Source organism: Acidobacteriota bacterium, from assembly GCA_012729555.1.
Classification (GTDB): Bacteria; Acidobacteriota; UBA6911; order UBA6911; family UBA6911; genus UBA6911.
In genome coordinates this window covers 1-11,590 of the sequence record JAAYCX010000040.1, presented here as the reverse complement: position 1 = coordinate 11,590, position 11,590 = coordinate 1, and the positions used below count along the sequence as shown (strand labels likewise).

Here is an 11,590-nt window from a genome sequence, read left to right as displayed (position 1 = left end):
TCAGCGGCCGCCCACGTTCCAGTAGACCAGGGCGGAGCGGACCTCGGGAGGCCACAGGTAGCGGCCGCAGCGCCAGTGCAGCCGGCGCCGCAGGAGCGTGAGCAGGTAGCCGTCATGCTCCGGGTCGTCGGTGAGGCCGAGAAAGCGCTTCAGGTCCCCGTGGGCCTCCTCGATGCTCGCGCTCACCCGCGGCTTCCAGAGCCCGGTGTTTTCCATCAGCACGTTGGCATAGACGCCCATCTCGATGAGGATGTTGTAGGCGATCGTGAAATTGGGGCTGTCGAGGGGCTGCCCCCAGATGTGGCGCGCCGCCTCGGCGCGGATCCCGTCGAGCGACGGCGCCCGCAACAGGAGGAAGCAGGTGCGGCGGGTGCAGGCGATCATGCGCAGGACGAAGGCTTCCAGGTCCGGATAGCCGTACATGGCGTGGGAGCAGAGGGAAAAGTCGTGGGGCTCGACGTAGACGTCGGGCCAGCTCCCCTCCACGATCGACACGTTGCCGATCTTCTCCTCCTCGAGGCTTTCGCGCATCACGGCGATCATGGACTCCGAGGGCTCCACGGCGGTGACGTGGCGCGCGCGCCGGGCGAGCAGGGCGGCCCAGGAGCCGGTCCCGGCGCCTATGTCCAGCACCGTCGAACCGGCGTCGAGCTGCGAGAGGATGAAATCGCGGCTCGAGTCGGGGCGCTCCCAGCGCCGCCGGACCCCCTGCTTGAACTGCCGCGCCCGCTCGTTCCAGGGATCGCGCGGGGGGGCTTCGGCGCCGCCGCCTGCGCGCCCCGCCGCCCGGATCTCGACGAGCTCTTCCCAGAGCTGACTCCAGTCGGTGATTTTTTCCATAGGGATTCCATTTTATAATAAAAGAAGGAAGAGTGTAACGCGAAGCTCGGGCGGCCCGAACATTCCTTTTGCCCGCGGGAGGGGGCCGGGCGGGAAGGAGGACCCATGCGGACGCTGTCGGACATCCTGGACGAACGGACCGGGCGGGGAGAACTGCGGGAAATTCTCGACGGGGGGTGGGTGCGCTGCCGCGCCTGCGCCCACCGCTGCCTGATGGCCGAAGGGGCGCGCGGCGCCTGCCGGGTGCGCCGCAACCGCGGGGGGGAGCTCTACGTCCCCTTCGGCTACGTCTCCGGGGCGCAATGCGACCCGATCGAAAAGAAGCCCTTTTTTCATGTGCGCCCGGGCGCGCTGGCCTACAGCTTCGGCATGCTCGGGTGCAACCTCTGCTGCGACTACTGCCAGAACTGGATCACGTCGCAGGCCCTGCGGGACCCCGGCTCGGCCGTCTTCCCGCAGGAGGCGACGGCGGGCGGGCTGGTCGCCGCGGCGCTCGACGGCGGCGCCGGGATCGTGGTCAGCACCTACAACGAGCCCCTCATCACGGGCGAGTGGGCGGCGGCCGTTTTCAGGGAGGCGCGCGCGGCGGGACTGCTGACGGGCTATGTCTCCAACGGCTTCGCGACCCCCGAAGCATGGGACTATATCGGCCCCTGGCTCGACCTGTGCAAGATCGACCTGAAGACGTTCGACGAGAGCGGCTACCGCCGCCTGGGAGGGGGGCTCGAGCCGGTGCTCGATTCGATCCGCACCCTTTTCCGCCGCGGGGTCTGGGTGGAAGTGGTGACGCTCCTCGTTCCCGGCTTCAACGATTCGGACCCGCAGCTCCGGGGGATGGCCGAATTCATCGCCGGCGTCTCTCCGGACATCCCCTGGCACGTGACCGCGTTTCACCCCGATTACCGGATGACGGACTCCAGGCGCACGGCGCCCGCGGACCTCGTGCGCGCCGCCGGGATCGGCCGCGCGAGCGGCCTCCGCTACGTCTATGCCGGCAATCTCCCGGGCCGGCTGGGGGAATGGGAGAACACCCGCTGCCCCGGCTGCGGGCGGCTCCTCATCGAGCGGCGCGGGTACCGTATTACCGGCCGCGCCCTCGGCGCGGAGGGACGGTGCCCCTCCTGCGGCCGCGCGGTCCCGGGCCGGTGGGGGGAGGGAACGGGGCCTCAGCCGTAGATGTACAGGATGTCGACGCCGTCCGGGTTTTCGTCCAGCGCGGTGCGCAGCAGGGCGGCCAGTTCCGCGTCGATCCCCTTCCCCTCGAGGTAGTCGAGCGTGTCCCGGTTGAGGAAATAGTCGTCGTCCTCTTCAAATTCCTCCTCGAGGTTGTCGATGAGGAAATCGAGATCGGCTTCGGTGATCGTTCCCAGCAGCTTCCGTTCTCGGTTATCGGGTTGCACGGCGAACAGCTGTATGTGGCTCATCGTCCCTCCAGGGTCTGTGCGGTACCATCGCCCGCACCTAATCTTCCATGGAATCGGCGCCCGCGCAACAGGAAATGTCCAGGAGGCGGCGGACCTCCCGCTCCACCCCGGGCGCGCAGAGGACGCAGTGGGCGCGGTCGATGCGCCCGTCCCCGGTCCGCGTCAGGAAACGGGCCCCGCATTCGTCGGCGACGACCCGGGCGGGGGCATAGTCCCACTCCATCCCCCGGCCGCTCAGCCAGACGTCGGCCTTCCCCCGCGCCAGCATCACGACGTTGCAGGCGCCCCCGTAGGCACGCACGGTCCAGCACTCCTCGAGCAGGCGCCGGACGCCCTCACCGGGCCACGAGGCCGACGCCGCGTTGAACCCGCTGACGGTCACGATGGACCGGTCCAGCCTCGAGACGGCCGATGCCGCGACCCGGGTGCCGTTCAGGAAGCAGCCGGCCCCCGCGGCGGCGTGGAGGGTCTCGTCGAGGGCGGGGCAGTGGATCACCCCCACGCGCACCCGGCCCCCTTCCTCCAGCGCCAGCTGGACGGCCCAGTAAGGGGAGCCGCGGACGAAGTCCTTGGTCCCGTCGATGGGATCGACGAGCCAGCGGCGGCCCGAGCGGGAGGGAAGGACCGCCCCCTCCTCCCCCAGGATGCCGTCGAGAGGGAAGCGCTCCTCGAGCATCCGGGCGATGCGGTGCTCGGTTTCCCGGTCGGCGCGCGTCACGGGGGACGCGTCTTCCTTCTCCTCGACCGGCGGGGGGGCGCCGAAGTGGCCGAGGGCCACTTCTCCGGCGGCGGTGGCTATTTCCAGGGCTTTTTCCAGTTCGCGCGCGTAGGTGTTCATGAGAGGATACCCTACATCATCGGCGGGCCGGCGTCCATGCGCGAAAGCGCCCGGTTTCCGCGGCCGGGGAGCAGGCGGGACTTGATTTGTCTTTCGCGCGGCGCTTATGATGTGGGGTCCATGAAAACCATAACGCTCGAAATCAACGGCAAGATGCGCACGATACCCCCGGTGGCCAGCGTCCGGGAACTGCTCGGGGTCCTGGGGATCGAGGGGAATCAGGTCGCGGTCGAACTGAACCGCGCCATCGTGCGCCGGGCGGAGTGGGACGCAACGCCGATAGCCGACCGGGATCGCGTCGAGATTGTCCAATTCGTCGGCGGAGGATAGCGGTCATGGCCTATGCACGGGAAACGGATCCACTGGTTCTGGGAGGGAAGACATTCCGCTCGCGCCTCCTGGTGGGGACGGGAAAATACGAGACCTTCCCCCTCATGAAGGAAGCGCTCGAGGCCTCGGGCGCCGAAATCGTGACGGTGGCGGTGCGCCGGGTGAACCTGGACCGTTCCTCGGAATCGATGCTCGACTACATCGACACGGAGCGCTACACGCTTCTGCCCAACACGGCCGGCTGCTATACGGCCGACGATGCCGTCCGGACGGCGATGCTCGGGCGGGAGGCGGGACTGAGCGACTGGGTGAAGCTCGAGGTCATCGGGGACGAGAAGACCCTCTTCCCCGATACCGGCGCGTTGCTCGAGGCCACCCGCATCCTGGTCCGGGAAGGGTTCGTGGTCCTGCCCTACACCAACGACGACCCCGTCATGGCCCGGAAACTGGAGGACGCCGGCGCGGCCGCCATCATGCCCCTGGGCGCCCCGATCGGGTCGGGAATGGGGATCCAGAACCCCGCCAACCTCCGGATCATCATGGAGACCGTCAACCTCCCCGTCATCGTCGACGCGGGGGTGGGGACGGCCTCGGACGCCAGCCTGGCGATGGAACTGGGCAGCGACGCCGTGCTGATGAACACGGGGATCGCCGGGGCCGGGGATCCGGTCGCCATGGCCCGGGCGATGAACCTGGCCGTGGAAGCCGGCCGGGCGGCGTTCAAGGCGGGCCGCATCCCCAGAAAACTCTACGCCACGGCCAGCAGCCCCTCGGAGGGGATCTCGCGTTAGGCGTGCGGGGCGGCCGCCCCTTCGTTTCGGGACCGGAATCGTGAAGACTCTCACAGTAAACCTGAAGGAACGCAGCTACCGCGTCGTCGTCGGAGGAGGGGCGCTCGCCCGTTCCGGGGATATCCTCTCCCGGCAGGGGTTCCGGACGGCCCCCGTCATCGTGGCCAACAGTACCGTTCTGCGGCTCCACGGCGACCGGCTGCTCGGGGCGCTCAGGGGCGCTTTCGGCCCCTCCCCCCTCATCCGGATCCCCGACGGGGAACGGTACAAGAACCACCAGACCCTTCTGAAAATCTATGACGGCCTGTTCCGGGCCCGCGCCGACCGGCGCTCCTGGATCCTGGCCTTCGGCGGCGGGGTGACCGGGGACATCGCCGGGTTCGCCGCCGCCACCTTCATGCGCGGCATCCGTTTCGTGATGGTCCCGACGACCCTCCTCTCCCAGGTGGACAGCTCCATCGGCGGGAAGACGGGCATCAACGTCCCCCAGGGGAAGAACCTCGTCGGCGCCTTTCACCAGCCCTCGGCCGTTCTCGCCGACACCGGCGTGCTCGAGACCCTCCCAGGCCGGCAGCTGCGATCGGGCCTTTTCGAGGTCCTCAAGTGCGGCGCCATCCGCAGCCGGCCGCTGCTCGATTACATCGACCGGAGACTTCCCGACATCCTGAACCGCCACCCGGGAGCCCTGGAGCACATCATCGTGGCCGCGGCCGGGATCAAGGCGGAGGTGGTCTCCCTGGACGAAACGGAGGGCGGGCTGCGGATGATCCTGAATTACGGGCATACCATCGGCCATGCCATCGAGGCGGCGGGGGGTTACCGCAGGTTCACGCACGGGGAGGCGGTCGCCTGGGGCATGATCGCCGCCCTGGGGTACGGCAGGGAACTGGGGGTGCTCGGCGCGGAGGAGACCGGGCGCCTGAACCGGCTGATACGAAAAGCGGGCCCGCTCCCGGCCGTCGGCGGGCTGGGACCGGAAGCGGTGTGGCGCGCGCTTCTGCGCGACAAGAAATTCGGCGGGGGGGACGTCCGGATGGTGCTCCTGCGCGGCCTGGGGGAGGGGGCGGTCTTCAACGGGATCGACGCCCGGTCCCTGCGGCGGTTCCTCGGGCGGTTCCTCGGCGGGAACGGCGACCTTGACTAGGCTCCCGGGAGGCGAGGAAAGGGCGCGCAGTGTCCGCCGCATTTTCGGGGCGATCGCCGGCCGCTACGATTTTCTCAATCATGCCCTGTCGGCCAACCTGGACCGGCGCTGGCGCGCCGCGTGCGTACGCGAGGTCGGGCGGCGGCTCCGCGCCCCCTCTCCCCTGATCCTGGACGTGGGATGCGGGACGGCCGATCTCGCCCTGGCGGTTTCGCGCCTCGGGCGGGTGGTCGGCTGCGACTTCAGCCGTCCCATGCTCGAGCGGGGGGCCGAAAAGGTCGCGCGCGCCGGCCGCGCGATCGAACTCCTGGAAGCCGACGCGCTGCACCTTCCTTTCGGCGACCGGTCGTTCGACGCCGTCGTCAGCGCCTTCGTGCTGCGGAACCTCGCCGACCTCGACCGGGGACTCGAGGAAATGAGGCGGGTGCTGCGTCCCGGGGGGGTCCTGGCCGTGCTCGATTTCGGCATGCCGCGGCTGCCGGTGGTGTCGGGGTGCTACCGGTTCTATTTTCTGAGGGTGTTGCCCCGGATCGGGAAATGGGTGTCGGGGGTGGACGGGGCCTACGGCTACCTTCCCCGGAGCGTGGAGGAGTTTCCGCCCGCCGAGGAGCTGAGGGAACGGGCCATCCGTGCCGGGCTCGAGGGGGTGCACTGCCGGCGGGTGAGCGGGGGGATCACGGTGCTGCTCACGGGGTCCCGGCCGCTGGGAGAGTGACCCCCGGCCGGGACCCCGGCGGGCGCGTCCGCGCCGGAGGAGCTTAATCCTCGATCCAGCCGGGAAGGGCGCCGCTCCTGCGCGCCTCTTTCTCCAGGTCGGCGAGCGCGTCCCTGGCTTTGGCCAGGTTTTCCTTGTTCAGGTCCTGCAGGTAGTAGCTTTTCTGCAATTCCCGCTGAATGTCTTCCCGGTGAAAGCCGTCCGACTGCTTGTAGAATTGATCCTGGAGCTGGTTGATCTTGAGGACGAGGGTGTCCCGCTCCCTCTCGAGGTCCTTGACCGCGAGGCGCGCTTCGGCCATGGTCTTGCGCCAGAAGCTTTCGGGGCGCCCCTCGAAATCTACCGGCTCGTCCGGGTCGGCGGCAACCGCGGCGGCTTCCTTCTCCGCCGGCGGCGCACTCTCGGCGGTGGCCGGCTCCTCGGCCTGGCCGGTGGAGTACCGGGCCGCTTCCTCGCCCGTGATCACCCGGACCTGTCCGATCGCCTCCCGGCGCTCTTTTTCCTTTTTGGCGAGATCGCCCAGCGATTGCGCCTGGAGCGCAACCGCCAGGGCCAGGCTGAGTGCGACGGCAAAAACGGATACTCTCATGGGAACACCTCGTTTTGGATATCCTGAATCATGTCCAAAAAATGATAATACATAGCTAAATAGACCTAAAGTCATAATGTAATGCTTCAGGTTCTTACCCGGACCTCCCCCTCGAGTTCCACCCCGTGGCGGCGACCCGTTCGGGGGTCGGCCGACAGGGTGGCGCCCCGGAGGGTGATCCCGATTCTGCACACCCGCTCCCCCTCGGCCGCCATCCCCCCGGACTCATTGTAATACCGAAACGCCAGATCGGAAATGCGGCCGGTCACAATCTGGGGCGGGCCCGAGCCGGAGACCATTTCCAGGGTGCCAGCGGAGGGGTTGAACCGGAGGACCACATCCTCGTCGGAATCTTCCATGTCCCCGTCGGGGTCTCCCTTGTCCCCCCCGGCCGCTCCCTTGATATCGGTTCTGAGCCTCACGGAGGAGGGGCTCCGGAGGCTGACCCCCTCGATCCCGGTCCTGTGCGGGTCGTTCCCCGCCTGGCGCGCAAAGCGCTCGACGGTGTCGAGCGCCAGGCGCGTGTCCTGGATCAGCGACCGCATTTCGGCCTGATAGGCCGCTTTCTGCTGGAGCTCCCCCAGGAGGGCGAAGACCGAGGCCCCGAGGACGAGAAAGATCAGCGCGCACACCAGCAGCTCGGCCAGCGAAAAGCCTTCTTCACCCCTGCCGCGGATGCCGTCGGGCCGTGGGCCGGTCATGGCGTTCCGGGACCGAAAACCGTTGTGAGATCGAGGGATTGGTTGAACATCGGACGGATGTTGACCTCCCCCCCCTCCCCGATCGGTACCACGTGCACCGTCACCCTCCTTGCCCTCACGTGTATGCCCGGGCGCGGATCGCCGACCGCGTCCGTTTCCCAGGTGATGCGGTACAGATTCAGCGCCGCACCACTCCACGGATCCCGGATCCCGATCGTCCGCGGGCCGTGGACCCCCGGCGCGAACGCCCCGTCCGAAGGGTTCCGCCGGTAGAGATCGGAAAGCGATTCCATCGTGCTCCGCGCGGCAATGGCCGCGGTCCCCTTCGAGCGGTCCAGGCAGCCGAGGGCCGCCGTCACCGCCAGCAGCTGTCCGACCGCCAGCAGGCCGAAGGTCAAGAGGCCGAAGGCCAGGAGCAGTTCGGCCAGGCAGAACCCCCCGCAATCCCCGGTGCGGTCCGATCCGGTCACGGGATTAAGTCCCTTTATCTCATCGGCAGCGGCGGCGCGATCCGTAAAATTTCCTGGCTGTTTTCCCAGCGGTTTTGTCCCCGGTTTTTGCTTCAATTCCCGCCCGTTCAGGATATACTCCTCCGAATGCACATAACCGAAGGAATACAGAAGGTCGTCGCCGGCCGGCACCTCAGCCGCGCCGAGGCCGAAAGTCTCATGAACGAGATCATGTCCGGCCGGGCCACCCACGCGCAGATCGCGTCGTTCCTGACCGCCCTGCGCATGAAATGCGAGACCGTGGAGGAGCTGATCGGTTTCGCCCGGGTGATGCGGGACAAGGCGTCGCGCGTCTCCCCCCGGTCGATGGTCGACGCCGCATTCTCGGGCACCGATCGCGAAATGCTCGTGGATACCTGCGGCACCGGGGGGGACGCCACCGGCACGTTCAATATTTCCACCGCCACCGCCTTCGTCGTCGCCGGGGCCGGCGTCCGGGTCGCCAAGCACGGCAACCGCAGCGTCTCCAGCCTCTGCGGCAGCGCGGACGTGGTGGAAGCCCTCGGCATCCGGATCGATCTGCCGGCCGAAGCCGTGGCGCGCTGCATCGACGAGGCGGGGATCGGGTTTCTCTACGCGCCGCTGCTGCACGAGGCGATGCGCTACGTCGTGCTGGCCCGCCGGGAGATGAAGATTTGGACCGTGTTCAACCTCCTGGGGCCGATCTGCAACCCCGCCCGGGCCACGGCCCAGGTCCTCGGCGTCTACGACGAGGACCTCACCGAAATCATGGCCCAGGTCCTGTGCGAACTCGGGACCCGGCGCGCGTTCGTGGTTCACGGCGCCGACGGCCTGGACGAGATCACCACCAGCGGCGAGAGCAAGATCTCGGAGGTGACGGGGGGCGGGGTCCGGACCTACTACGTGACCCCGGAGGATTTCGGCATCGCCCGCGCCCCGATCTCCGCCCTCCGCGGGGGGGACGCGGCCGAGAACGCGGAGTTGATCCGCTCCATCCTCTCCGGCGCGGAGGGGGCGCAGAGGGACGTGGTCCTGCTCAACGCGGCCGCCGGGCTGGTGGTCGGCGAAAAGGCCTCCGGCCTGCGGGAGGGGATCGAAATGGCGCGGGAGTCGATCCGCTCCGGCCGGGCGCTCGCCTGTCTCGAAACTCTCAGGGAACTCTCTCAAGGCATGGCCCCCTCCCGGTAGGGCCGGCGCTACTCGAATCGGATCCGCCCCCCGGGACTCACGACGATGCGGTAGGCGCCGGTGCCGTCCGCGACGGTGAAGGACCCCGCCGGCGCCGCGTTCCCCCGGGGATGGAACCGGAGCGGGTGCGAGGGCAGCGAGGTGATCCGGATCCCCCGCGGAAAGTCACGGAGCGACGCCGCATAGGGCTCGCCGCTCTCCGGGTCGCTCCAGCCGTAGCCGTCGGCGGAGACGTCGAACCGGACCGAGGTGTTGGCCGTGATGGAGCGCATGCGGCCCCACTGGAGCGACGCCTCGACCGCCTTGGCGCTCTCCCACAGAGTCCACGCCCGCTCGATGCGTGCAACGCCGGGCAGGGCGACGGAAGCCAGGACCGCGGCCAGGGCCAGCGCGAGGAGGAGCTCGGCCAGGCTCGAGCCTGCCGTGGATCGGTAAAGTGCGGGGCGTGTTCCGGTCACCCCTTTCTAATGAGGCAGGGCGGTTTTGAGCGAAAAAATCGTTTGCCGCTACCGGGGCGCGGCGAGGTACCAGCGGAGGAAGTCCAGTCCCCTGAAGAGGGCGAGGGCCGATGCGGCCCCCAGAAACACGCCGAAGGCGAGCTTGGTCTGAAGGTTCGACCTGCGGAAGAGGATCAGGAAGATCCCCAGGAGGGTGCCGAGCAGGGAGCCGGCGAAGATGGTCAGCAGCGCCAGCGGCCAGCCGAGAAAGGCCCCCACCATCGCCATCATCTTGACATCCCCCATCCCGAGCCCCTGGCGCCGGCGCAGTTTTTCATAGGCGAAACCGACGGCCAGCAGGAGCCCCCCGCCGATGAGGGCCCCCAGCACCGACCCGATCCAGGGGAGGGCGGCGGGCGCGGCGTCCCCGAAAAGGGAGGCGGCGGCCACGGAAACCGCGTCCATGTAGAATGCGGGCTCCTGCCAGGGGCTCAGCACGATCCCGGCCACCGTCCCGGGGAGGGTGATCTTGTTGGGGAGGACGCGGTGGTCGTAGTCGGTGAAGACCAGGACGATCACGGCCGCCAGAAAGAGGGAATTGACCAGGGTGGGGGAGGAAAGGCCCCAGGTGCGGATCGAGACGAAAAAGGCGAGGGCCGTCAGGAGTTCGACCGCCGGGTAGCGGGCCGGGATCGGGCGGCGGCAGGCGCGGCATTTCCCCCCGAGGAGGAGATACGAGAGCACCGGGATGTTGTCCCAGGGGCGCACCGGGCGGCCGCAATCGGGACAGGCGGAACCGGGGAAGACGATCGATTTTCCCCGCGGGATGCGGTAGATGCAGACGTTCAAAAAGCTCCCCACGACGAGGCCCAGCAGGGTATAGGCGGCGGTCTCTATCGGCATGGGCAGATTCTAATGGATCCGGTGGGGGATGGAAAAGGAAATTTGCGGCGGGCGGGGACTCAGCGGTCCCCGCCCGCCGCGGAAGGGTTACTTGAGATCGGGCACGTTGGCACTGCTCCCCTTGGCGATCTCGAAGTCGTTCGACTCGAGCAGGGTGTACATCGCCTTCTGGACCGTGACCACCGCCTGCTTGTAGCGGATCAGGGACTGCAGTTCCTGGTACTCGGCCGTGGACAGCTCGTTCTGCCGCTGCAGTACCAGGTAGTTCTGGCTCAGCCCCGCCTGGAAGCGTTTTTCCTCCCCTTCCAGCCGTTCCTGCGCCAGGCGCCGGGCGACGCCCGAAGTCTCCACCTGCTTGCGGTTGGTCTCGAGGGCCTGCAGCGCGTTGCGGATCTCGACCTGGATCGACTGCTCCGTCTTGCGGATGGTCATCAGCTGCTGCCGCTTCTGGATATTCTGCTGGGCGATCTGGGCGTCGATGCTGCGGTTGCGCAGGGGGATGGTGACCTGCAGCTGCAGCTGCCAGTTGGTGTAGCCCTCGGTCCACATCGTCTTGTAGGCGTTGCCGATGCCGCCGACCAGGGCGGGGGGGGTCAGGAGGATGGGGTTGCCGCTGGTGTCCAGGACGCATTCCCCCGTGAACTGGTTTTTCTGGCACCCCTGGGGGCCGGCCGTGCCGGTGCCGCCGAACTGCCCGGTGAGGTCGAACTGCCACTTCCGGTTGTTCTGGTTCAGGCGCTTGCGGATATCGAGCTGCTGCAGGTTGAGGTCGGCCTGCCGCAGTTCCGGCCGGTTCTGGAGCGCGGTGTTGATGGCGGTCTCGACGTCGACCTTGAACTCCTTGAAATCGGGCCGGTCGGTCGGGACGATGACCTTGCGCCAGATGTCGGCGTTACGGTCGTTGGACACCAGCGAGCGCAGGGTGTTCTGCGCGCGCAGGATCGTTTCCTCGGCCGAGATCAGGTCCACCTCGCGGCTGGCGGCCGTGGCTTCGGCGTCCGTGACGTCGATCGGGGCGGAGGTCCCGACCTCCACCTTCTTGCGGCTGTCGCGGAGGTTGATCTGGGCCAGCTTGACCGAGTTGCGCCGGATCTCGTAGTTGCGGATCGCGCTCACCAGGTCCCAGTAGGCGGTCTGGATGTTGGAGATCGTGTCGGTGACCTTCTGCTTGAACTCGCTGTCGGTCAGGGTCAGGTCGAGGTTGGCCAGCTTGAGGTTGG

General features: G+C 68.1%; 15 protein-coding genes. 6 read left to right on the top strand and 9 right to left on the bottom strand.

What is annotated here, in order from left to right:
* Positions 1-840 (bottom strand): methyltransferase domain-containing protein, encoded by an 840-nt coding sequence (locus GXY47_08080; protein ID NLV31099.1) that lies wholly within the window; start codon positions 838-840, stop codon positions 1-3.
* A gap of 105 nt (positions 841-945) precedes the next feature.
* Here GXY47_08080 and amrS point away from each other — a divergent pair, with 105 nt between their 5' ends.
* The gene (gene amrS, locus GXY47_08075) at positions 946-2,016 is read left to right on the top strand and encodes an AmmeMemoRadiSam system radical SAM enzyme (protein NLV31098.1); all 1,071 of its coding nucleotides are present in this window, start codon (positions 946-948) and stop codon (positions 2,014-2,016) included.
* Here amrS and GXY47_08070 read toward each other — a convergent pair.
* Together GXY47_08070 and GXY47_08065 are read right to left on the bottom strand one after the other, a co-directional pair.
* On the bottom strand, positions 2,007-2,264 hold the full coding sequence (locus tag GXY47_08070) for a galactosyldiacylglycerol synthase (protein ID NLV31097.1): 258 nt from the start codon (positions 2,262-2,264) through the stop codon (positions 2,007-2,009). The two genes, amrS and GXY47_08070, sit on opposite strands and share 10 nt — an antisense overlap.
* Before the next feature lie 37 nt (positions 2,265-2,301).
* Entirely contained in the window at positions 2,302-3,102 is an 801-nt protein-coding gene (locus tag GXY47_08065) for an inositol monophosphatase (GenBank protein ID NLV31096.1), read from the bottom strand.
* Positions 3,103-3,222: 120 nt separating this feature from the next.
* Between GXY47_08065 and thiS the strand changes: the two genes are divergently transcribed.
* From thiS to GXY47_08045, 4 genes are read left to right on the top strand one after another with little or no spacing between them, the layout of a single operon-like run.
* A complete protein-coding gene (gene thiS, locus GXY47_08060) occupies positions 3,223-3,432 on the top strand; it encodes a sulfur carrier protein ThiS (protein ID NLV31095.1) in 210 nt (69 codons plus the stop codon).
* Positions 3,433-3,437: 5 nt separating this feature from the next.
* Entirely contained in the window at positions 3,438-4,223 is a 786-nt protein-coding gene (locus GXY47_08055) for a thiazole synthase (GenBank protein NLV31094.1), read from the top strand.
* 40 nt (positions 4,224-4,263) lie between these two features.
* Positions 4,264-5,367 carry a 3-dehydroquinate synthase gene (aroB, locus tag GXY47_08050; protein NLV31093.1) on the top strand — a complete coding sequence of 368 codons (1,104 nt, stop codon included), beginning with the start codon at positions 4,264-4,266 and terminating at the stop codon, positions 5,365-5,367.
* Positions 5,360-6,082, top strand: coding sequence for a ubiquinone/menaquinone biosynthesis methyltransferase (locus GXY47_08045; GenBank protein ID NLV31092.1), 723 nt, complete (start codon positions 5,360-5,362; stop codon positions 6,080-6,082). The genes aroB and GXY47_08045 overlap by 8 nt, the downstream gene beginning before the upstream one ends.
* Positions 6,083-6,125: 43 nt before the next feature.
* Here GXY47_08045 and GXY47_08040 read toward each other — a convergent pair whose 3' ends face one another.
* The 3 genes from GXY47_08040 to GXY47_08030 all read right to left on the bottom strand — a co-directional run bounded on the left by GXY47_08040 (position 6,126) and on the right by GXY47_08030 (position 7,842).
* Complete coding sequence (locus tag GXY47_08040; GenBank protein NLV31091.1) at positions 6,126-6,671, bottom strand: hypothetical protein; 546 nt, start codon at positions 6,669-6,671, stop codon at positions 6,126-6,128.
* A gap of 86 nt (positions 6,672-6,757) precedes the next feature.
* Positions 6,758-7,372, bottom strand: coding sequence for a hypothetical protein (locus GXY47_08035; protein NLV31090.1), 615 nt, complete (start codon positions 7,370-7,372; stop codon positions 6,758-6,760).
* Complete coding sequence (locus GXY47_08030) at positions 7,369-7,842, bottom strand: hypothetical protein (protein NLV31089.1); 474 nt, start codon at positions 7,840-7,842, stop codon at positions 7,369-7,371. The genes GXY47_08035 and GXY47_08030 overlap by 4 nt, the downstream gene beginning before the upstream one ends.
* A gap of 126 nt (positions 7,843-7,968) precedes the next feature.
* Here GXY47_08030 and trpD point away from each other — a divergent pair, with 126 nt between their 5' ends.
* Positions 7,969-9,030, top strand: coding sequence for an anthranilate phosphoribosyltransferase (gene trpD / locus GXY47_08025; GenBank protein NLV31088.1), 1,062 nt, complete (start codon positions 7,969-7,971; stop codon positions 9,028-9,030).
* 8 nt (positions 9,031-9,038) lie between these two features.
* Here trpD and GXY47_08020 read toward each other — a convergent pair whose 3' ends face one another.
* The 3 genes from GXY47_08020 to GXY47_08010 form a co-directional block, all read right to left on the bottom strand.
* Positions 9,039-9,488, bottom strand: a complete 450-nt coding sequence (locus tag GXY47_08020; GenBank protein ID NLV31087.1) for a hypothetical protein — start codon at positions 9,486-9,488, stop codon at positions 9,039-9,041.
* Between the two features lie 48 nt (positions 9,489-9,536).
* Positions 9,537-10,370 (bottom strand): prepilin peptidase, encoded by an 834-nt coding sequence (locus GXY47_08015; GenBank protein NLV31086.1) that lies wholly within the window; start codon positions 10,368-10,370, stop codon positions 9,537-9,539.
* 87 nt (positions 10,371-10,457) lie between these two features.
* The coding region (locus tag GXY47_08010) for a TolC family protein (protein NLV31085.1) at positions 10,458-11,590 on the bottom strand (1,133 nt) is incomplete at its 5' end.

Bases quoted from the DNA above. Each gene is read 5' to 3' on its own strand.
- GXY47_08065 (NLV31096.1), bottom strand. From the start codon at position 3,102: ATGAACACCTACGCGCGCGAACTGGAAAAAGCCCTGGAAATAGCCACC.
- GXY47_08055 (NLV31094.1), top strand. From the start codon at position 3,438: ATGGCCTATGCACGGGAAACGGATCCACTGGTTCTGGGAGGGAAGACA.
- thiS (NLV31095.1), top strand. From the start codon at position 3,223: ATGAAAACCATAACGCTCGAAATCAACGGCAAGATGCGCACGATACCC.
- GXY47_08040 (NLV31091.1), bottom strand. From the start codon at position 6,671: ATGAGAGTATCCGTTTTTGCCGTCGCACTCAGCCTGGCCCTGGCGGTT.
- GXY47_08035 (NLV31090.1), bottom strand. From the start codon at position 7,372: ATGACCGGCCCACGGCCCGACGGCATCCGCGGCAGGGGTGAAGAAGGC.
- GXY47_08070 (NLV31097.1), bottom strand. From the start codon at position 2,264: ATGAGCCACATACAGCTGTTCGCCGTGCAACCCGATAACCGAGAACGG.
- GXY47_08080 (NLV31099.1), bottom strand. From the start codon at position 840: ATGGAAAAAATCACCGACTGGAGTCAGCTCTGGGAAGAGCTCGTCGAG.
- amrS (NLV31098.1), top strand. From the start codon at position 946: ATGCGGACGCTGTCGGACATCCTGGACGAACGGACCGGGCGGGGAGAA.
- trpD (NLV31088.1), top strand. From the start codon at position 7,969: ATGCACATAACCGAAGGAATACAGAAGGTCGTCGCCGGCCGGCACCTC.
- GXY47_08015 (NLV31086.1), bottom strand. From the start codon at position 10,370: ATGCCGATAGAGACCGCCGCCTATACCCTGCTGGGCCTCGTCGTGGGG.